This is a genomic window from Magnetospirillum sulfuroxidans (assembly GCF_018224925.1).
GTDB classification, from domain to species: Bacteria; Pseudomonadota; Alphaproteobacteria; order Rhodospirillales; family Magnetospirillaceae; genus Magnetospirillum; species Magnetospirillum sulfuroxidans.
The window spans coordinates 277385-296567 of sequence record NZ_JAGTUF010000001.1; the positions used below are offsets into that span (position 1 = coordinate 277385).

The following is a 19183-nucleotide window of genomic DNA, read 5'->3' on the forward strand; positions in this document are numbered from 1 at the left end:
GATCTAAGTCCTCGTTCCGGCGGTCAGAACCCCCAGATCCATGGTCAGGCGGCGGTCGCAATGGGACCAATAACGATCGTCATGGGTCACCGCCAGCACCGTCTTGCCCCGACTTTTCAGCTCGGGCAGCAATTGGGTGTAGAAGATGTCGCGGAAATGGGAATCCTGATCGGCGGCCCATTCGTCGAACATATAGACGTCGCGGTCTTCCAGCATGGCGACGATCAGGGCCAGCCGCTTGCGTTGGCCGGTGGACAAGCTGGTGGTGGAAAAGCGGCCGTCGGCGAAGCTGACCTTGCCGTTCAGCTCCATGCGCGTCAGCAGCCGCTCGACCTCGGCCTTGTCGCGATCGGCCAAGCCGTACAGGCCGTCGAACAGGTGGAAATCCGTGAAGATGGCGGCGAACAATTCGCGGTAATCCTGGCGGTTGTCCGCGTCGATGACGACGCCGTCAACGCTGATGGCGCCGGCATCGGCGGCATACAGGCCGCAAATCAGCTTCATGGCGGTGGATTTGCCGCTGCCATTGCCGCCGACCAGGAACACGGTCTCGCCGCGCTGCAAGGTCAGGTCAAAGGGGCCGGCGGTGAAGACCGCTTCGCCGGTTTCATCGCGATAGGCAAAGTGCAGGTCCTGACAGGCGATGGTGCTGAAACCGCTGAAGGCCGACCCGGTCAAGACCGGCGGCGTGGCCATGCGGCCTTGGCTCAGGCGTCGTTCCAGCCGGGCCACATGGCCCAGCCCCAGATCGGCCTTGGCGTAAAGCGGCGCGGCGGCGGTGATGGCGGTGACCGGGCCGACACAGAAAATGGCGGCGGCGGTAATTTTGTAGATGACGTCGGTATAGCCTTGGAAGAACAGCGGCAGGATGAAGATGACGACGCCGACCAGGGCATAGAGGAAGGCGTTGGAAAATTGCAGCAAGACCACCCATTTGCGGCCGATGCCGACCACTTGGGTTTGCAAGTCGTCGACCACCTGGGTAAAGCGGGTGAACAAGGCGTCGTTCTTATCGGCGTTCAGGCGGATTTCTTGAAAGCCCTTGGTGAAATGGGCCAGATTGTCCAGCATCTCGGCTTCCTGGCCGTGGATTTGGGCCAAGGCCTGATCCAGGCTTAAGCGCCGCCACCAAAACACCGCCAGCCCCAGGGCGATGAAGCCGCCGACCACCAAAAAGGCCCAAAACGATAAAAGGGCGATGTAAAGCAGGCAGAACACCAGCAAAAAGGCGCTTTGCGCCGCACTGACCAATAGCGGCAAGGTCTGCGACAGGTGGTTGATCTCTTGGGCGATGGTGGCGAAGATTTCGCCATGACCAAGGTTTTCCAAGGTGCGCAGATCGACGCTGCGGATTTTGCCGACAATCCGCAGGCGCAGGGATTCCAGCTTGTGCTGGACCAGCCGATTGGCCTCGCGCAGGGAGGCGCGGTCGGCCAGAAAAAAGAAAATCGCCAGACAAATGTACAGCAGCAAGACATCGGTGCCGATGGGCTGGTTCAGCGCGGTTTGTTCCGCCGCTTGGTTGATCATGCCCAACACGCCGGCATTGGCCAGCCCGGCCAGGCAGGTGACCACGAGGATACGCCGGAATCCCGTGGCTGTGCCGGTATTGAGTAAGCGTAGAATGTGCATACGATCTGCTGACCCCTGGCCGGCGAAAGTGTATTCCAGTCCAGCTGGAAAGCATTTCGGCACGAAAATTACCGCGCATGATACAGAAAGCTGTCGATTATCGCACGCGCAGAAAGCATGACCATGTTGAGCCCTAAGTTGGAATCTGTCGCTAAGTTGTCTTCCCCTTGTCGATACGCGTATTTTGTCGCCAGGCGCGGCACGGAAAAAGGAGCGGAAAGGTGAGCGCGGACCGAGTCGAAGTCTGGTGGCTGGACGTGGACGGCGTTGGCGCCGACCAGTGGGCTGAATTGACGGCGGTGCTTGATGCGTCCGAACAAGCCCGCGCCGCCCGTTTTCACTTTGATCGTGACCGCCAAACCTATATCGCCGCCCATGCCCTGGGCCGGCGGCTGCTGTCGGCCTGGGCCGGCGGCGATCCGGCGTCGTGGCGTTTCACCATCGGCGACCATGGCAAACCCGAAGTGATTTCGCCGGCCAATGGGCCGTGTTTGCGGCTGAATCTGTCGCATACCAGGGGATTGGCGGCGGCGGTGCTGACCGAGGAATGCGATGTCGGCGTCGATGTGGAATGGCTGGGGCGCGACCCTGATTGCCTGGGTCTGGGGCGCCGCTTTTTCGCCGCCGCCGAATGCGCCGTTTTGGAAGCGGCGCCGCCGCAACGACTGGCCCATACCTTCTTGTCGTTTTGGACGTTAAAGGAAGCTTATATCAAGGCAATCGGCAAGGGTTTGGCGCAGCCGTTGGATTCATTCGCCTTTACTCTTGAGCCGCTATCCATCGCCTTCACCGATACTTTGGCCGATGATCCGGCCCATTGGCGTTTCCACCAAGCGCAACCGAATGATCAACACCTGTTGGCCTTGGCGCTGCGCCATCCCCATCCCGACCGTGTTCAGGTCGAACTGCGGGCGATGGATTTTTAATCGCAAATCGGGCCGGGCAGGATTTCGCGCAGGTAATGGGCAAGACCCAAATCTTGATTCCATTGGCGGGGGTGGCCCAGCGACACTTCTTCAAAGCGGGTGCCGTCGCGCCAATCGGTGCGCCGCACATGCAGATGGCCGCTGACCACCACCTTGGCGTTGAAGCGCCGATGCCAGTCGGCGGTGATCTTGGTGCCGCACCACGGGGTAAAGCGCGGCGCGCGCGGGATGTGGATCAGATCGTCGCGCAAGGGGAAATGGTTGACCAGCACCGTCGGGATGGCCGGGTCCAGCGCCGCCAGCCGGTCATGGGTGTGGCGGCACCGTTGCTCGCACCATGCTTCGCGACTGCTGTAAGGCGCCGGGTCCAGCAGCATTTCGTCGGCGCAGACATTGCGGAGCTCGGCGGCCCACGCCACCACGCCGTCACGGCTGACCGCGTCGGGGCGGAAACTGTAATCGTAGAGCAGGAACAGCGGCGCGATCCGGCATGGCCCGCCGGGGCCGTCCCACAATGGATATTCGTCTTCCGGGGTCAGGACGCCGTATTGCCGGGCCAGTTCGATTTGGGCCAGATAACGGCTTTGGCCGCGACGGGCCTGGGATGTGGTCTCGTCTTCCGGCACGCTCCACAATTCGTGATTGCCGGGCACCCAAAGAACCCGGCCGAAGCGGGCGGCGGCGGTGGCGAAGGCCAGACGCAGATGGTCGAAACGCTCGGCGATGTCGCCGGCCAGGATCAGCCAATCCTGCGGACAAAAGGGCAGGGTGGCCAGGGCGTCGCGGTTGACGGCGCTGGCCAGATGCAGGTCGCTGATTGCCAAAAGCCTCATCCCTCATGCTTAACAGATGCGGGCCGATGCTGCCAAGGCTGGGGGCGGAAGTGTCCTTGACGGTGATGGGGGTTTGGGCGAAACTCTCGAGGCTTTCTCGACCGCAGATATCGTAACCGCAGATATCGTCCTGTTGAGCGGAATCGGCCGTCCAAATCCTCTGAGGAGCACTTCATGCAATCCGCGACTTTGCCCGACGGCCGGGTCATATTCTGCGTCAATGCTTACGAGGTGGACTTTTCCGTCCATGAGATCTTTTCCGAAGATTTGCTGGCGCATGGCCTAAGCTTGCCCGCCGATGGCGTCTATTTGGATGTCGGCGCCAATATCGGCTTGTTTTCGCTGTATCTGCGCGATCATTGTCCCACCGCCCGCCTGATCGGCTTCGAGCCGATGCCTGCCGCCTTTGCCGCCCTAAAGGCCAATATGGCGGCGATGTCGCCAGCGGGAACCGCCGTGCAGCTGGCTTTGGGCGATCATTCCGGCTGGGCTGAATTCGACTATTTCCCCGGCATCGCCGCGCTCTCGACACAAAACCGCGCGGTCGGTCAGAAGATGTCGGCCGGTCTGCGCGGTCTGCTGGGCGGCGGCGCGGCCCAAGATGGCGTGCAAGACGTGCTCGACAAGACCGGCGTCGCCGCCGTGGCCCACGACGCCGCCTTTCTCGATCAGTTGTTCCAGCCGGAAGTGGTGCGGGCGCAAGTGGAAACCTTGTCCGATCAGATGCGGGTGTTGGGGGTTGATACGGTCGATTTGCTGAAGATCGACACCGAGGGGGCCGAGCGCGAGGTGCTGGCCGGCTTGGCCGCCGAGGATTGGCCGAAAATCCGCCAGATGTTGATCGAAGTGCATCTGGGCGAACAGGTTCTGGCGGAAATGGCCGCCGATTTGCGCCGACGCGGCTTCACCACCTCGCTTGGCCGTCATCCGCTGTGCCGGGACGGAGCCGAGGTTTTTCATATTTACGCGGCCCGTTGACCACCAAAGGGGGAGGTTCGAGCATGTCTGACGCCAATGCCAAGGGGGCGGTAACCGGTCATGATTGGTGGGCCATGCTGCCCGATCCGGCGTTCTTGGAAAATCCCTATCCGCAATTGCAGGCCTTGCGGGAACAAGGGCCGATTCATCTGGATGAAAAATCGGGTATCTATTTCGTTCTTGGCCACGAGGCGTTCGCCCGTATCGTCAAGGCGCCGCAGATGGGCCGCGACACCCGCACCTGGAAGAACGGCTGGTACAACGACGATTTCAAGCATCGCGATCCGGTGGGCTATAGGCTGTTCGATCAGTTCCAGCACCAGATGATCAATCGCGACGGCGCCGACCATCAGCGCATGCGCGGCATGTGGGAAAGCTCGTTCAAGGCTCCGGCCATGAAGGATCTGGTGCCGATGATCGAGGCCGAAGCCGCCCGTTTGCTGGAATGTCTGCCCGATCAGGGGCCGGTTGATCTGATCAAGGCCTTTGCCGGCCCCATGCCGTTGCGGGTGCTGTGCAATCTGTTCGACCTGTCCGAAGCCAGCGATGACGACATTCATCGCTGGAGCGCGTCGCTGATCCGGGTCGGCGACATCATGATGACGGCCGAGCAAAAGCAAGAGGCGCTGGACGCGCTTGATTGCTTCAAGGGGTTCTTGCGCCAATTGCTGGCCGAGCGTCGCGCCCGCCACGACCCGTCGCTGCTGAGCGTGATTATCAAGGCCGAGGATGAAGGCCAGCTGACGGAAGAAGAAACCTTGGTCAACATGGTTTCCATGCTGATCGCCGGCCATGAAACCACGGTGACGCTGATCGGCAACGGCTTGCTGCTGCTCTTGAAAAATCCCGAACAGATGGAACGTCTGCGCGCCGATCCCACCTTGGTGCGGCCGGCGGTCGAGGAATTCCTGCGGGCTGAACCGGGCGGCAACATGATCTTGCGGGTGGCGCTTGAAGATTTCGCCGTTGCCGGCACCACCATTCCCGCCGGCGCGCCGGTCATCGGCATGATTGGCGCCATCAACCGCGATCCGGCCCGCTTTGACGATCCCGACAGCATCGATGTCGGCCGCGCCAGCAACGCCCATTTCACCTTTGGCGGTGGCCCGCACATTTGCCTGGGGGCGCCCCTGGCCCGTCTCGAAGGCCAGATCGCCTTTACCGCCTTGCTTAAGCGCTGGCCCAAAATCACCCTGGACGGGGTGCCGGAATGGCGGCTTGATCGCCTGAATGCCCGCGGTTTGGCAACCTTGCCGGTTCGCGTCGGATGAGCCGCGATGTCGGTATCGAGGCGCTGCATATCTATGGCGGCGCCGCCTGTCTGGATGTGCGCGAATTGTGCACCCATCGCGGCCTTGACATGCCCCGCTTCGAAAACCTGCTGATGCGGGAAAAGACGGTGGCGCTGCCCTATGAAGACCCGGTGACCTTCGCCGTCAACGCCGCCAAGCCCTTGGTCGACAGCATGACCCCGGCGGAGCGGGCACGCATCGAGATGGTGGTGACCTGCACCGAATCGGGGATCGATTTCGGCAAATCCTTGTCCACCTATGTGCACCATCACCTGGGGCTGGCCGGCAATTGTCGACTGTTCGAGATCAAGCAGGCCTGCTATTCCGGCACCGCCGGCTTGCAGATGGCGGTTAATTTCATCTTGTCGGGGACGTCGCCGGGGGCCAAGGCGCTGGTCATTACCACCGACATTTCCCGCTTTGCCTTGGCCGATGCCGCCGCCATTCAGGAATGGGCCTATTCCGAGCCCAGTTCCGGCGCCGGCGCGGTGGCCATGCTGATCAGCGATATCCCGCATATCTTGCGCATTGATCCAGGAGCCTATGGCAATCATGGGTTCGAGGTCATGGATACCTGCCGCCCCGGCCCCGATACCGAGGCCGGCGACGCCGATCTGTCGCTGATGGCCTATCTGGATTGCGCCGAACGCGCCTACAAGGATTACGCCCGTCGGGTCGATGGCGCCGATTTCCGTCAATCCTTCGCCTATCTGTGTTTTCACACCCCGTTCGGCGGCATGATCAAGGGGGCGCATCGTCATCTGATGCGCAAGCTTTACAAGGCGCCGGCGGCCGAGATCGACGCCGATTTCGCCCGCCGTTTGTCCCCCAGCCTGACCTTCGGCCAGCGCGTCGGCAATACTGCCGGCGGCTCGGTCTTTCTGGGGCTGGCGGGCATGCTGGAGGCGGCCGAGATCAGCCAGCCGTGCCGCATCGGGCTGTTTTCCTATGGCTCGGGCTGCTGTTCGGAATTCTTTTCCGGCACCGTCACCCCGGATTCGCAACATCGCTTGCGCGGCTTGGGGCTGGCCGCCAGTCTGGATCGCCGCTATCGTTTGTCCATGGACGAATACGAAGTGCTGTTGAAGGGCGAGCACGTGGTGCGCTTCGGCACCCGTGACACTCGCCTGGATCAACGGGTGATCCCCGCCGCCCGCGACAGCTTCAGCGGCGGCAACCGGCTGGTGCTGGATGAAGTGGCCGCTTATCACCGGGTCTATTCCTGGGCCTGAGACAAAGGAGAAACCGCTTGGACCGTGATGCCGTATTGGCTTTGTTGATCGCGCAATTGCGCGATGTCGTCCCCGATCTGGCGGAAAAGCCGATTATCGGCACCGATTCCATGGCCGAATTGGGCGTCGATTCCATCGAACGCAGCGAAATCTTGATGAATACCCTGGAAGCCTTGGCCTTGGACCTGCCCATGGTGCACTTGCACGGGCCGCGCAATCTGGGCGAATTGGCCGATTTGCTGCATGGCAAACTCTGAAGTCTTTGTTGCCGGCATCGGCGCCGCCTGCGGCCTGGGGTGGGGCAAGGCGGCGCTGATCGAGGGCTTGTTGGCCGGCCGGGATGTCTTTTCCGTCCTGGCCCGGCCGGGACGCCAGGCCCCTGACGGCTCGACGGCCTTTATCGGCGTGGAAATGCCCGAACCGCCGGATATTTTGCCGCCACGGGTGGCGCGCACCGCTGGCTTCGGCGCCCGCGCCGCCATCGCCGTACTGGATGAAGCCTGGCGAGAGGCCGGTCTGGACGATGTCGATCCCCAGCGTATCGGCCTGATCGTCGGCGGCGCCAATCTGTCGTCACGGGAACATCTGCTGGCGGTGGCCGAATATGCCGACCGGCTGAAATTCATTCCACCGCGCCATGGCCATGTGTTTTTCGATAGCGATATCGTCGGCCTGTGCGCCAGCACCTATGCCATTCGTGGTTTTGCTCACAGTCTGGGGGCCGCTTCGGCCAGCGGCGCGGTGGCGGTGCTGCATGCGGCCGAAGCCATTCGCGCCGGCCGCGTCGATGTCTGCATCGCCCTGGGCGCGGTGCAGGATGTGTCTTATCTTGATCTGCTCGGCCTGCGCGCGCTGGGGGCCATGGGCAGTTCCCGTTTCGCCGATCGGCCCGGTCTGGCCTGCCGGCCGTTTGATGTCGATCATGACGGTTTTTTGTATGGCGAGGCCTGCGCCGCCCTGGTGTTGCGGCGTGGCGCGGGCGGCTATGGCTCTATCCTTGGCGGCGCCCAGGTGGTCGATGGCCAGCGTGGGCCGGAACCGTGCGGCGAAGGTCAAAGCCGGGCCATCGCCGCCGCCTTGGCCCAAGCGGGGATGAGCGCGGCCGCCATCGATTACGTCAACGCCCACGGCACCGGCACCCCCAAGGGCGATGAAATCGAGGCCGCCACCTTGCGTTCCATGGGGCTGCAACAGGCTTGGATCAATGCCGGGAAATCCATTACCGGCCATGGCCTGGCCGCCGCCGGAGCCATCGAGGTGGCGGCGAGCTTTTTGCAAATGCACGCCGGCGCGCTGCATCCGACCCGCAATCTCGACACGCCGCTTGACCCGAATTTGCGCTGGGTCCGGGGCGGGGCGCAGAGCCATCGCATCCGGCACGCGTTGAAAGTGTCGTTTGGTTTCGCCGGCTGCGACACCGCCTTGGTGCTGGGGGCGCCGCCATGAGCTTTGAAACCCTGTCGATGGAAAACGCTGACGGTATCTGTACCGTGCGCTTTACCCGAGCACAGGCCGGCAATGCCATCAATGCCGCCTTCATCGCCGAATTGTCGGCGGTGGTGGACGCCTGCGCCGCGGCGGATGGGCCGTCGGTGCTGGTGCTGCATGGCTCGGCCGAAGTGTTTTGCGCGGGCGGCGATTTCCAGGCGACGGCGGCTTCGGACGTGGTCGAGGACCCGGCGCCGCTGTACGAATTATGGCAACGTCTGGCGACGGGGCCGTTCATCGCCATCGCCTGCGTACGCGGTCGGGTCAATGCCGGCGGTGTTGGGCTGGTTGCCGCTTGCGATATCGTCTTGGCTGAAAGCACGGCCAGTTTCGCCTTGTCGGAATTGCTGTTCGGTCTGTTTCCGGCCTGTGTTTTGCCGTTTCTGGTGCGCCGTGTCGGTGTGCAAAAAGCCCATTATCTGACGCTGTCGACCCAGGCGATCAGCGCCGCCCAAGCCCTGGAGTGGGGCTTGGCCGACGGTGTCGCCGACCCGGTGGAAGATGCCTTGCGCAAGCATCTGCTGCGGCTGCGCCGATTGAACAAAGCGGCTGTCGGCGGCTATAAGGCCCACATGGCCGGCTTGGCCGGTCTAGAGGCGGCCAAGCCGGCGGCGTTGGCCGCCAATCGAACCATGTTCAGCGATCCGGCCATCCGCGCCGGCATTCGCCGCTATGTGGCTGAACGGAAATTCCCCTGGGAAGATTAGAGAGCGTGTTCACACGCGACAAGCCCGAGCGGCGTTTGAGCCGCCCGGCACGGGCCAAAACGTGTTCACACGCGACAAGCCCGAGTGGCGTCTGAGCCACCCGGCACGGGCCAAAGCGTGTTCACACGCGACAAGCCCGAGCGGCGTCTGAGCCACCCGGCACGGGCCGGCGCCTTTTATCAGAATCCGGCAACGGCTCCGTCGCTGCGGGGGTCGGTGGCGCCTTCCAGCCAGCCATCGGCCTGGCGGACGATGGCGCCGGCATGCCCCATGGTGGAGGAGAACGCCGGATACAGTTCCACCGCATGGCCGGCGGCGCGCAAGGCGTCGACCAGTTCAGGGGCGAAGCGGTTTTCCAGCTTCAAGCTGACGCTGTTCTCGCCCCAGGTGCGGCCCAGCAGCCAGCGCGGCGCGCTGACCGCTTGTTGCAGCGGTTGGCCGAACAGAACATGGCGGCTGAACAGCGCCGATTGGGTTTGCGGCTGACCTTCGCCGCCCATGGTGCCGTAGACCATGGTACGGCCGTCATCCAAATGGGCCATGGCCGGATTGAGGGTATGGAACGGCTTGCGGCCGGGCTTGAGGGCGTTCCAGCCGTTCTCGGCCAGGCGGAAGCTGGCGCCGCGATTTTGCCAGATCAGGCCGGTGCGCGGCAGCACGACGCCGGAACCGAACTCGAAATAGATGCTTTGGATGAAGCTGACGGCGCGACCCTCGCCGTCGATCGCTCCCATCCAGGTGGTGTCGCCGCCGCTGGGCGGCGCCGGCCAAGGGGCGGCGACGGCGGGGTCGATGCGGGCGGCCAATTGGTCAAGCCGGACCGGATCAAGCCAGCTTTCCACCGGCTCGGGCATATAAGCGGGATCGCCGACCACCCGGTCGCGCACCAGGAAGGCTTGCTTGGTCGCTTCGACCAGACCGTGGATATGGGCGAAGCCTTCCGCTTCGCCGACGCCCAGGCGGTCGAACAAAGCCAAGATCATCAGCGAAGCCAAGCCTTGTGTCGGCGGCGGGAAATTATAAAGCTGGCCGCAGCTCAGCCGCACACTGAGCGCTTGGCGCCGCTGCGCCTGATGGGCGGCGAGATCGGCGGCGACCAGCGGCGAGCCGACCTCGGCCAGATCGGCGGCGATGTCGGCGGCCAGGGCGCCCCGGTAAAAACCGTCCAGGCCGTCGCCGACCAGACGACGCAAGGTGCGGGCCAGTTCCGGCAGGCGCAGCACCGCACCTTCGGCCGGAGCGGCGCCGTCGCGCAGGAAATGATCGGCGAAACCGGGGACGGTGGCCAGTTCGTCACGTTTCGCCATTGTCAGTTCATGCTGGGACTGGGTCACCGCCATGCCGGTCTCGGCGTGAAAAATCGCCTCTTCGAGCAAGCGGGCCAGGGGTAAGGGCTTGCCCCACGGACTCGCCTCGGCCAAGGCGGCCTGCCAACCCGAGACGGTGCCGGCCACGGTATTGGCGGCCAGGCCGCCACGCCACGGCACCGCGTCAAGCCCGGCCTTGTGATAAAGCGCCACATCGACATTGCGGCCGGCGGCGCCGCAAGCGTCGATGGCCACCGGGGCGCGGCCCGGTTCGGCGATCAGCCAAAAGCCATCGCCGCCCAGGCCGGTCATGTGCGGATAGACCACCGGCAAGGTGGCGGCCATGGCCACCACCGCCTCGACGGCGTTGCCGCCGTCGCGCAGGACCGACAGCCCGGCTTGCGAGGCGAGATGGTGGGGCGCGGTGACCATGCCGCGACGGCTGCGGGGGGTAAACAGCATGACGAAGCTCTTTCTAGGTGAGAATTGAATAGAACATGCGGGCCGCGGTCAGGGCCAAGAACACGGCAAAGGCCCGGCGCAAGGCCTGGGTGTTCAGCTTGTGGGCCAGTTTGGCGCCGATGGGGGCCAAGGTCATCGAGGTCGGCAAGATCAGCGCCACCCCCAGCAGGTTGATGTAGCCCAAGCTGAACGGCGGTCGGCCCTCGACGTTCCAGCCGGTCAGGATGAAGCCGATGGCGCCGGGGATGGCGATGATGAAGCCGATGGCGGCGGCGGTGCCCACCGCCCGGTGGATGGGAAAGCGGAACAGCGTCAGGGTTGGCACCGACAAGGTGCCGCCGCCGATGCCCATCATCGACGACAAACCGCCGATGACGATGCCGATGACGGCGCGCAATGGATTTTTGGGCAGATCCTCGGCGATATGCCAATCCTTGTTGCCGAACGCCATGTGCACGGCGACCAGCGAGGCGACCACGGCGAACACGCCGGTCAAGGCCGGGCCGCGCACATAGCCGGCCAGGGCGGTGCCGATGATCACGCCGATCAGGATGAACGGCCCCCATTGCTTCAACAAGGCGATATCCACCGCCCCCTTGCGCCAATGGCTGCGGGTCGAACTGACCGAGGTGGCGATGATGGTGGCCAGCGAGGTGCCCACCGCCACATGCATGCGGACATGTTCGTCCAGACCCATGGTGGTGAACAGGTGAAACAGCACCGGGACGATGACGATGCCGCCACCGACGCCGAGCAAACCGGCGGCGAGGCCGCCGGCGGCCCCGGCGGCCAGCAAGATGGCCGCCAGTACGGCCAGATTGGACAGATCAGTTTCCATGCGTCACCAACCGATGGCCTTGGGCAGCCACGTGGCCACCTTGGGATAGAAGAAAACCAGCATCAGGGATACGCCTTGCAAGAAGATGAAGGGGATGACGCCGCGATAGATGTCGGTGGTGGCCACCGATTTCGGCGCGACGCCGCGCAGGAAGAACAAGGACCAGCCAAACGGCGGGGTCAGGAAGCTGCTTTGCAGGTTCAGGGCGATCAGCACCGCCACCCACACCAGATCGACGCCGGCATTTTGCAAGATGGGCAGGAACAGGGGCACGGCGATGTAGCTGATCTCGATCCATTCGATGAAGAAGCCCAAGACGAAGATGATCAACATCATGAACCAGATGTCGGCGTTGATGCCGCCGGGGACCAACTCGAACAGGTCGTGCACCAATTGCTCGCCTTGCAGGCCGCGAAAGGCCAACGAGAACACCTGCGAGCAGATCAGGATGAAGAACATTCCCGCCGTGGTCTTGGCGGTGGCCAAGACGGTGTCGCGCAGAACCTTCAGGCTGAAGCGGCGGGAGATGGCGGCGACCAGGATCGAGCCCAAGGCCCCCATGGAGGCGGCTTCGGTGGGGGCGGCGATTCCGCCGATGATCGAGCCCAGCACGGCGACGATCAGGCCGATGGGCGGCAAACCGACCTTCAGCACCTTGATCCACAAATCCTTGCGGGCCAGCGCGTCGCGTTCCTCGAGCGGCACGGTGGGGGCGCGATGCGGCTGCAACCAGCCGATCATCAGGATATAAAGGATGTAGATGCCGGCCAACAGCAGGCCCGGCAGCATGGCGGCGGCGAACAAGGTGCCCACCGATTGACCCAGGATGTCGCCCAGCAGGATCAGCACCAGACTGGGCGGGATGATCTGCCCCAACGAGCCCGAGGCGCAGATGGCGCCGCAGGCCAGCTTGGGGTCATAGCCACGGCGCAGCAGCGCCGGCAGGGTCAGCAGGCCCAAGGTCACCACGGTGGCGCCGACGATGCCGGTGGTCGCCCCCATCAGCACGCCGACGACGATGATGCCGACGCCCATGCCGCCGCGCAGATTGCCCGACAGATGGCCGATGACGTCCATCAGTTCCTCGGCGACGCGGGATTTTTCCAGCATCATGCCCATGAACACGAAAAGCGGGATGGCGATCATGGTGTAATTGCCGGTGACGCCGAAGATACGCGCCGGCAGCAATTGAAACAAGGTATCGCCAAAACCAAGATAGCCGAAGAAAAACCCGGTTACCGCCAAGGTCAAGGCCACTGGAATGCCGGCGGTCAACAAGACGAAGAACGAGACCAGACAAAGGATGGCGAGAATTTCGTTACTCATATGGCTTCTTCCTGTCCATGCGGGGCGATCTCGGCCTGTAGCGGCGTGCCGGTGGCCAGGCTGACCATGGCGCGCAAGGCGGCGGCTGACGATTGGATCGCCAGCAGGGCGAAGCCCAGCGGAATGAACGCTTTCAGCACCCAGCGAAACGGCAGGCCGCCGGGATCGGGGGAGCCTTCACCGACGGCGAAGGACTGGCCGACATAGCCGATGGACAGCAAGACCAGAATCACCGCCATGGCCAGGACCAGAAGATGGGTGACGATCTCGATCGACGCCTTAACCCCATGGGGAAAGCGGGCGAAGATGAAATCGACCCGGACATGGCCTTCTTGCTGGATGGCGTAAGACATGCCGAGCAAGATGATCGGCGACATCAGATGCCATTCCAGTTCCTGCGCCCAGACCGCGCCGGTGTTGAAGGCGTAGCGCAACAAGACGTTGCTTGCCATCACCACCACCAGGACGAAATTCGTCCAGGCGGAGGCGCGGCCGACGCGCTCGACCACACGGTCGAGAACGCCGGCCAAAGTCAGAAGCGCCCCCATGGCGCTAGGTGAGCTTCAAGCGGTTGCGAAGCTGGTTTTGGTAAACCGCTTCGGAAATGCCCGACCACTTGTCGTGGGTGGCCTTGAAGTTGAAATAGGAGTCGTGGACCTTTTTCACCATCGGATCCTTGGCGACCGCGTCGGACAGCACTTGGCTGGTGGCCTCGGCCAGCTTGTCGACCAGGGCGTCGGGCAACGGTTGGGCGATGACCCCCTGATTGGTGACCAGATCGTTCAAGGCCTCGGCATTGGTCGCCTCGCACCAGGATTGGCTGATGATGGTGCAGGCCGAGGCGGCGGCGCGGACAATGGCCTGAAGGTCGGCCGGCAGGGATTCCCACGCCTTGCGGTTGACGATCAGCTCGGTGACGTTTTCGGGTTCGTGCCAGCCGGTGGTGTAATAGTACTTGGCGGCTTTTTGCAGGCCCAGGCGCCGGTCCTGATAGGGGCCGACGAATTCGGCGGCATCGATGACGCCGCGTTCCAGCGCCGGGAAGATCTCGCCGCCGGGCAGCAGCTTCACATCGACGCCCAAGGTGGCGTAGACCTTGCCGGCCAAGCCGGCGATACGCATCTTCAGACCCTTCAAATCATCGACGGTGTTGATCGGCTTGCGGAACCAGCCGGTCATCTGGATGCCGGTGTTGCCCACCGACATGGGGACCAGATCGAAGGGGGCGTACAATTCCTCCCACAATTTCTGTCCGCCGCCATGGTACAGCCACGACGTCATGCCCTGGAAATTCAGGCCGAAGGGAACGGTGGTGAAGTATTGGGCGGCGAAGGTCTTGCCGGCCCAGAAATAGGCGTTGCCGATATTCATCTCGACCGTGCCCTTGGACACGGCGTCAAAGCCTTCCAGGGCGGGGATCAGCTCGCCGGCGGCGAATTGCTGGATATTGAGGCGGCCACCCGACATCTCGCGGACCATGCGGGCGAAATCGGCCGGGCTGCCCGGACCGGTCACATAGAATGGTGAGCCGGGGCCATAGGCATTGGTCATCTTCCAATTATAGGTCTTCTCGGCTCTGGCGATGGCCGGAGCCGCCAAGGTGCCCGCCGCCCCCAGCATACCCGCCTTCAGTATCGACCGTCTGTTCATTGCCCGCTCCTTGTGGTGGTGCTGTGTATTTAGACAACCGAAAGGCTCTTCATGCTGTTTGAGCCCTCGGCTGCCTTGATCCAAAAGCAAGGGCCGTGCCACATTGTTAACCTGTTGATCAGGAAAGAAAAAATCATTTTCCCTTGGATCGTTGGGGCGGGGCGGTGATCAACAAAGGATCACAAGATTAAATTTGGTATACCATTTTAAATCGGTTATCTAGTTGAAAATAATGATTAAAATATGTTCGCAGCCGCACAACGCCTAAAAAATAGGCGTGCGTTCAAAAAAAGGGCGCTGGCCGAGTAAGGAGGGGATCAGGCGTCGGGATGGGCGGTGACGCGATAGCGTTCAGCCGCTTCATGCGAGGAATGGATATGCGCGCGCATGCAGGCGGCGGCGGCGTCGGCGTCGCCGCGCAAGATGGCCTCGACGATGGCTTGGTGCTCTTCGAACGAGGCGCTGATGCGGATGGGCAATTTGAACTGGGCGCGGCGGAACGGGGCGACGCGGCCGCGCATGGCCAAGGTGGTTTCGACCATCTGTTGATTGTGGCAGCCACGAAAGATGGCGGCATGGAATTCCAGGTTGAAGGCGTCGTAACGGTCGCTTTGGCCGCGACTGACCGCCTCCATGCTGGCCACATGCATGGCTTCCAATTGGCGGCGTTCCTCGGCGACCATGCGGAGGGCGGCCAAGCGGGCGCAGCTTGCCTCTAATTCACCGGCCAATTCGAACATTTCCCGCACCTGATCGGAATCGACACGGGCGACGAACACGCCGCGATGGGGGTGGCTTTCCACCAATCCGGTCACCGCCAATTGTTTCAGCGCTTCGCGCACCGGGGTGCGCGACATGCCCCATTGCGCCGCCAGCAGGCGTTCGTCCAGGCGGGTGCCGGGCAGCAGGCGGCCGGCCAGGATATCGTCGGCCAAGGATCGGCGCAGTTCTGGCGCCAAGGTTCGGCGCGGTTCCGGCGGGGCGGCAGGGGCGGGGGGCATGGGGTAAATGTCCTTAGTTTCAAGGAGTGACGCGGACGCGCGCTTTCCGGCTTAAGGTGCCGGTTCGCTTAAAACATCTTTCCGAACACCAGCGGCAACCACAGCAGCGCCGCCAGGGTGGATAGCGCCACCGCCACCGCCGCGCGGTCGGGGTGGATGTTGCGCAAGGTGGCGTGGACCACGGTGACGGCGGCCATGGGGGTCAGGCTTTCGATCAACAGAACCTGATGGCCGACATTGGAAAAGGCGTGCAGCCATGTCCGGTCAAAGACGATAAAGGCCGCCGCCAAAGCCGGCCACAGCAGAAATTTCCACGCGAAGGTGAAGCCGATGAAGCCGAAATCAAGGCGAAAGCGGCTTAGGCCGGCCAGACCCAGGCCAACGATCATCATGCCGACGGCGGAAAAACCGCCGGCCAGCAAATCCACCGTCTGCGGGACATAGCCGGGCAAGACGATCTGATTGGCGTTGAGGCTCAGTCCAATCCAACAGGCATGCAGTCCGGGATATTTCAGCACCCGGAGCAGCGCCCCTTTCCAGGTGGCGTCGCCACGGCTCATGATGAAAAAGCCGACCGAGTTTTCATAGGCGGTAAAGCCGAACGACACCAAAACCACATAGGGCAGGGATTCGGGACCGATCAGCGCCAGGCAGGCGGGAATGCCGAAAAAGCCGGTATTGCCGGTGGCCACGCTGAAGGCGCTCAACCGCTCGCGGCCGTCACGCCAAAACCGCGAGGCTATCGGCAAGGCGATCCAGGCGGCAAGGCAGGCGGCGGCCAGAATGGCGAAGGGCAGCACCAGCATGGCGCCTTCCAGCTTGGCCGCGTAAAAACCCTTGAACACCACCGCCGGGGACAGCACATAAAGCGACAATTTGCCGATATCTTGGCTTTTGACGCCCAAAAAGCGGCCCAAGGCAAAACCGATAGCCACAAGCAGATAAAGCGGGATCAGTTTCACCGCAAGCGAGGTGTCGGTCATGGAAGGGGGCTGTCCTCGGAAAAAAAAGCGGGTGTGGCGGGCCTGTGCACGGGCGCCCGGATGGGGTAAGCTTTCGGCCTTGTCGCAGATGGTGCCCTCAAACGGAGCGTCCTGGCAATGGCTGCCTTGATCCGTCAGAACCGTATCACCGGGGTGTTGGCCCCGGTTCTCACCCCGTTCGATCGTAAGTTGACGTCAGACCCCAAGCGTTTCGTCGCTTTCGCCCGCGTGCTGGCCAGCTTGGGCATCGGCTTGGCGCCGTTTGGCACCACCAGCGAAGGCAATTCGTTGTCGGTGGCGGAAAAGCTTGATCTGCTCGACGCGCTGGCGACGGCGGGGATCGACATGGGGCAGGTGATGCCGGGCACCGGAACCTGTGCGTTGCCCGATACGGTGGAACTCAGTCGCCGCGCCGTCAGGCTGGGCTGTGGCGGTGTGCTGATGTTGCCGCCGTTTTATTACAAGGGCATGGCCGATGACGGCCTGTTCCGGTCGTATTCCGAGGTGATCCAGCGGGTCGGCGACAAGAATATGCGCCTGTATCTCTATCACTTCCCTCGGCAAAGCGGCGTGCCGCTGTCGCTGCCCTTGATCGAGCGCTTGCTCAAGGCCTATCCCGGCGTGGTGGCGGGGATCAAGGATTCATCGGGCGAATTCAGCAATATGGAAGCGATGATCCGCGCCTTTCCCGGCTTTGACGTCTTTACCGGCACCGAGGCGCTGATGCTGAAGGTGCTGCGCATCGGCGGCGCCGGCTGTATTTCCGCCAATGCGAACGTCAATGGCGCCGCCATGGTTGAATTGTTCCGTAAATGGCGCGAACCCGAGGCCGAGGGCTTGCAAGAGGCGCTGACCGCCTTTCGCGTCGCCACCCAGGATTTTCCGCTGGTTCCGTTGCTTAAAACCCTGGTGGCGCGGGCCAGCGGCGATCAAAGCTGGCGCGTTACCCGACCGCCGTTACTGGATCTGTCCATCGACGCCGAGGATGAAGCGGCCAAGCGTCTGGGCAAGGCCGGCTTCCCGGTCTAAGGGGAACATTCCCGTTAAGCCGCGGGCTCCATCTCGTGGCCGGGTTTCTTACGGCCAAGAATGGTGATGGCCAGCGCCGCCGCCGCCACGCAAGCCGCGACCAGGAACGTTGTCCGCATGCCCGTGGCCACCGCTTGGGCCGTGGCCTGGGCGACGTCAGAGCCGCTCCAGGCCAGGGCGAAAACCGCTCCCATGGCTGACGCCCCGGTAATCAGCCCCAAATTGCGCGACAGGTTCAAAAGGGCGGAAACCAGTCCTCGGCCCTGGTCGGAGACGTGGGTCATGACAGCGGTGTTATTGGCGGTCTGAAACAAGGCATAGCCGGCGGTGAGCACGGCCAGGGGGACGATATAGCCGGCAAGGCCAACAGAGAGTGGCGTGACGGCAAGACCCAAGGCGCCAAGGACCATGGCGCCAAGCCCGCCAAGGGTCACCGGGTAGGTGCCGAAACAATCGACCATGCGTCCGGCCGGGATGCCGGTCAGCGCGGCGACCAGTGGACCGACGGACATGGTCAGACCGACAATAACCGCCCCCTGTCCCAGCGTCTTGGTCAGATAGAACGGCCCCACCACCAACGTGGCCATGACGATTGTCGCCACCAGCGCCGAGCTGAGCAACGAGCCGCGCAGGCCGCTTTGGCGGAACATGGCGACCCGGATCAGTGGAGATTGCGTCCGCGATTCGAGCCAAAAAAACAGCCCCAGGCCGATAGCGGTCATCGCCAGAAAAATCAGGTCAAGATCGCCGCCGACGGTCATGGCCAAGGCATAAGCGGCCAGGGTCAGGGACAGCAACACCATCCCCCAGATATCGAAACTGGGGTGATCGGCGTTTGACGGCCGCCGGTCGGCGGGCAGATAGCGATAGGCAAGGCCAAAGGCGATCATCCCCAAAGGCAGGTTGATGGAAAAGATCGCCTTCCACCCCCATGCCGCGATCAAGACGCCGCCCAAGGATGGCCCCAAAGCGGTGCCGCTGGCGGACATGGTCGCCAATAATCCCATGGTGCTGCCGGTTTTTTCCTTGGGGATGGCGTCGCCGACAATGGCCATGGTCAGGGCCATCATCACCGCCGCGCCCACCCCCTGGATGGCGCGGGCGGCGATCAGCAGCGCAAGAGTGGGGGCGATGGCGCATAGCCCCGAAGCCAGGGTGAATACGGCGATGCCAGCAAGCAACAAACGCCGGCGTCCGATCAGGTCGCCCAGGCGGCCAATGCCGACAATCAGGCTGGTGATGGCCAGAAGATAGGCCAGGATGACCCATTGAACCTGTTGGAACGATGCGCCAAACGCCTGGACCAGGGTGGGAAGGCCAACATTGGCGATACTGGTGCCCAGGGATGACAGCAGGACCGAAAGCGACAGGCCGGCCAAGATCCCACGGATGGAAGAGTGCGGGCTCATTTGGTCCAAGGCGGCGGCGGGGCGAGGGCTAAGGGGCGGTTTCATGGCGGCGGATTCCATCATCTGGCCGCTTCGGAAATGAAGCTTTCA

18 protein-coding genes are annotated in these 19183 nt (G+C 63.1%); 8 read left to right on the forward strand and 10 right to left on the reverse strand.

The window, feature by feature from the left end; all coding sequences use genetic code 11:
- Window positions 1-3: 3 nt before the first annotated feature.
- Window positions 4-1632: a cyclic peptide export ABC transporter gene (locus KEC16_RS01200; protein ID WP_211545830.1), complete on the reverse strand. Its 1629-nt coding sequence runs from the start codon at window positions 1630-1632 to the stop codon at window positions 4-6.
- Between the two features lie 221 nt (window positions 1633-1853).
- Between KEC16_RS01200 and KEC16_RS20050 the strand changes: the two genes are divergently transcribed.
- On the forward strand, window positions 1854-2558 hold the full coding sequence (locus KEC16_RS20050) for a 4'-phosphopantetheinyl transferase family protein (protein ID WP_211545831.1): 705 nt from the start codon (window positions 1854-1856) through the stop codon (window positions 2556-2558).
- Here KEC16_RS20050 and KEC16_RS01210 read toward each other — a convergent pair.
- Window positions 2555-3391: a metallophosphoesterase family protein gene (locus KEC16_RS01210; RefSeq protein WP_211545832.1), complete on the reverse strand. Its 837-nt coding sequence runs from the start codon at window positions 3389-3391 to the stop codon at window positions 2555-2557. The genes KEC16_RS20050 and KEC16_RS01210 overlap by 4 nt on opposite strands.
- 174 nt (window positions 3392-3565) lie before the next feature.
- Between KEC16_RS01210 and KEC16_RS01215 the strand changes: the two genes are divergently transcribed.
- Genes KEC16_RS01215 through KEC16_RS01240 form a run of 6 tightly spaced genes read left to right on the forward strand, consistent with a single transcriptional unit; the run spans window position 3566 to window position 9088 of the window.
- On the forward strand, window positions 3566-4369 hold the full coding sequence (locus KEC16_RS01215; protein WP_211545833.1) for an FkbM family methyltransferase: 804 nt from the start codon (window positions 3566-3568) through the stop codon (window positions 4367-4369).
- Window positions 4370-4392: 23 nt separating this feature from the next.
- Window positions 4393-5640 carry a cytochrome P450 gene (locus tag KEC16_RS01220; RefSeq protein ID WP_211545834.1) on the forward strand — a complete coding sequence of 416 codons (1248 nt, stop codon included), beginning with the start codon at window positions 4393-4395 and terminating at the stop codon, window positions 5638-5640.
- The gene (locus KEC16_RS01225) at window positions 5637-6893 is read left to right on the forward strand and encodes a hydroxymethylglutaryl-CoA synthase family protein (protein ID WP_211545835.1); all 1257 of its coding nucleotides are present in this window, start codon (window positions 5637-5639) and stop codon (window positions 6891-6893) included. The genes KEC16_RS01220 and KEC16_RS01225 overlap by 4 nt, the downstream gene beginning before the upstream one ends.
- Window positions 6894-6910: 17 nt before the next feature.
- Window positions 6911-7150: an acyl carrier protein gene (locus tag KEC16_RS01230; RefSeq protein ID WP_211545836.1), complete on the forward strand. Its 240-nt coding sequence runs from the start codon at window positions 6911-6913 to the stop codon at window positions 7148-7150.
- Window positions 7137-8339, forward strand: coding sequence for a beta-ketoacyl synthase N-terminal-like domain-containing protein (locus tag KEC16_RS01235; RefSeq protein ID WP_211545837.1), 1203 nt, complete (start codon window positions 7137-7139; stop codon window positions 8337-8339). Before KEC16_RS01230 ends, KEC16_RS01235 begins: the two co-directional genes overlap by 14 nt.
- Window positions 8336-9088: an enoyl-CoA hydratase/isomerase gene (locus tag KEC16_RS01240; RefSeq protein WP_211545838.1), complete on the forward strand. Its 753-nt coding sequence runs from the start codon at window positions 8336-8338 to the stop codon at window positions 9086-9088. The genes KEC16_RS01235 and KEC16_RS01240 overlap by 4 nt, the downstream gene beginning before the upstream one ends.
- A gap of 179 nt (window positions 9089-9267) precedes the next feature.
- Here KEC16_RS01240 and KEC16_RS01245 read toward each other — a convergent pair whose 3' ends face one another.
- The 7 genes from KEC16_RS01245 to KEC16_RS01275 all read right to left on the reverse strand — a co-directional run bounded on the left by KEC16_RS01245 (window position 9268) and on the right by KEC16_RS01275 (window position 16655).
- Window positions 9268-10857 (reverse strand): gamma-glutamyltransferase family protein, encoded by a 1590-nt coding sequence (locus KEC16_RS01245; RefSeq protein ID WP_211545839.1) that lies wholly within the window; start codon window positions 10855-10857, stop codon window positions 9268-9270.
- Window positions 10858-10870: 13 nt separating this feature from the next.
- Window positions 10871-11695, reverse strand: a complete 825-nt coding sequence (locus tag KEC16_RS01250; protein WP_211545840.1) for a sulfite exporter TauE/SafE family protein — start codon at window positions 11693-11695, stop codon at window positions 10871-10873.
- A gap of 3 nt (window positions 11696-11698) precedes the next feature.
- Window positions 11699-13021 (reverse strand): TRAP transporter large permease, encoded by a 1323-nt coding sequence (locus KEC16_RS01255; protein WP_211545841.1) that lies wholly within the window; start codon window positions 13019-13021, stop codon window positions 11699-11701.
- Window positions 13018-13569 (reverse strand): TRAP transporter small permease subunit, encoded by a 552-nt coding sequence (locus KEC16_RS01260; RefSeq protein ID WP_211545842.1) that lies wholly within the window; start codon window positions 13567-13569, stop codon window positions 13018-13020. Before KEC16_RS01260 ends, KEC16_RS01255 begins: the two co-directional genes overlap by 4 nt.
- 4 nt (window positions 13570-13573) lie before the next feature.
- The gene (locus tag KEC16_RS01265) at window positions 13574-14671 is read right to left on the reverse strand and encodes a TRAP transporter substrate-binding protein (protein WP_211545843.1); all 1098 of its coding nucleotides are present in this window, start codon (window positions 14669-14671) and stop codon (window positions 13574-13576) included.
- Window positions 14672-14988: 317 nt separating this feature from the next.
- Window positions 14989-15672, reverse strand: a complete 684-nt coding sequence (locus tag KEC16_RS01270) for a GntR family transcriptional regulator (protein ID WP_211545844.1) — start codon at window positions 15670-15672, stop codon at window positions 14989-14991.
- Between the two features lie 68 nt (window positions 15673-15740).
- Window positions 15741-16655, reverse strand: a complete 915-nt coding sequence (locus tag KEC16_RS01275) for an AEC family transporter (RefSeq protein WP_211545845.1) — start codon at window positions 16653-16655, stop codon at window positions 15741-15743.
- A gap of 117 nt (window positions 16656-16772) precedes the next feature.
- Between KEC16_RS01275 and KEC16_RS01280 the strand changes: the two genes are divergently transcribed.
- Window positions 16773-17684 (forward strand): dihydrodipicolinate synthase family protein, encoded by a 912-nt coding sequence (locus KEC16_RS01280; RefSeq protein WP_211545846.1) that lies wholly within the window; start codon window positions 16773-16775, stop codon window positions 17682-17684.
- Window positions 17685-17698: 14 nt separating this feature from the next.
- Here KEC16_RS01280 and KEC16_RS01285 read toward each other — a convergent pair whose 3' ends face one another.
- Window positions 17699-19138: an MFS transporter gene (locus tag KEC16_RS01285; RefSeq protein ID WP_249208621.1), complete on the reverse strand. Its 1440-nt coding sequence runs from the start codon at window positions 19136-19138 to the stop codon at window positions 17699-17701.
- Window positions 19139-19183 lie beyond the last annotated feature (45 nt).

What these genes read in the sequence shown, in the direction of transcription:
- KEC16_RS01200 (WP_211545830.1), bottom strand. Translation starts at nt 1,632, where the DNA reads ATGCACATTCTACGCTTACTCAATACCGGCACAGCCACGGGATTCCGG.
- KEC16_RS01210 (WP_211545832.1), bottom strand. Translation starts at nt 3,391, where the DNA reads ATGAGGCTTTTGGCAATCAGCGACCTGCATCTGGCCAGCGCCGTCAAC.
- KEC16_RS01215 (WP_211545833.1), top strand. Translation starts at nt 3,566, where the DNA reads ATGCAATCCGCGACTTTGCCCGACGGCCGGGTCATATTCTGCGTCAAT.
- KEC16_RS01220 (WP_211545834.1), top strand. Translation starts at nt 4,393, where the DNA reads ATGTCTGACGCCAATGCCAAGGGGGCGGTAACCGGTCATGATTGGTGG.
- KEC16_RS01225 (WP_211545835.1), top strand. Translation starts at nt 5,637, where the DNA reads ATGAGCCGCGATGTCGGTATCGAGGCGCTGCATATCTATGGCGGCGCC.
- KEC16_RS01235 (WP_211545837.1), top strand. Translation starts at nt 7,137, where the DNA reads ATGGCAAACTCTGAAGTCTTTGTTGCCGGCATCGGCGCCGCCTGCGGC.
- KEC16_RS01240 (WP_211545838.1), top strand. Translation starts at nt 8,336, where the DNA reads ATGAGCTTTGAAACCCTGTCGATGGAAAACGCTGACGGTATCTGTACC.
- KEC16_RS01245 (WP_211545839.1), bottom strand. Translation starts at nt 10,857, where the DNA reads ATGCTGTTTACCCCCCGCAGCCGTCGCGGCATGGTCACCGCGCCCCAC.
- KEC16_RS01250 (WP_211545840.1), bottom strand. Translation starts at nt 11,695, where the DNA reads ATGGAAACTGATCTGTCCAATCTGGCCGTACTGGCGGCCATCTTGCTG.
- KEC16_RS01255 (WP_211545841.1), bottom strand. Translation starts at nt 13,021, where the DNA reads ATGAGTAACGAAATTCTCGCCATCCTTTGTCTGGTCTCGTTCTTCGTC.
- KEC16_RS01260 (WP_211545842.1), bottom strand. Translation starts at nt 13,569, where the DNA reads ATGGGGGCGCTTCTGACTTTGGCCGGCGTTCTCGACCGTGTGGTCGAG.
- KEC16_RS01265 (WP_211545843.1), bottom strand. Translation starts at nt 14,671, where the DNA reads ATGAACAGACGGTCGATACTGAAGGCGGGTATGCTGGGGGCGGCGGGC.
- KEC16_RS01270 (WP_211545844.1), bottom strand. Translation starts at nt 15,672, where the DNA reads ATGCCCCCCGCCCCTGCCGCCCCGCCGGAACCGCGCCGAACCTTGGCG.
- KEC16_RS01275 (WP_211545845.1), bottom strand. Translation starts at nt 16,655, where the DNA reads ATGACCGACACCTCGCTTGCGGTGAAACTGATCCCGCTTTATCTGCTT.
- KEC16_RS01280 (WP_211545846.1), top strand. Translation starts at nt 16,773, where the DNA reads ATGGCTGCCTTGATCCGTCAGAACCGTATCACCGGGGTGTTGGCCCCG.
- KEC16_RS01285 (WP_249208621.1), bottom strand. Translation starts at nt 19,138, where the DNA reads ATGAAACCGCCCCTTAGCCCTCGCCCCGCCGCCGCCTTGGACCAAATG.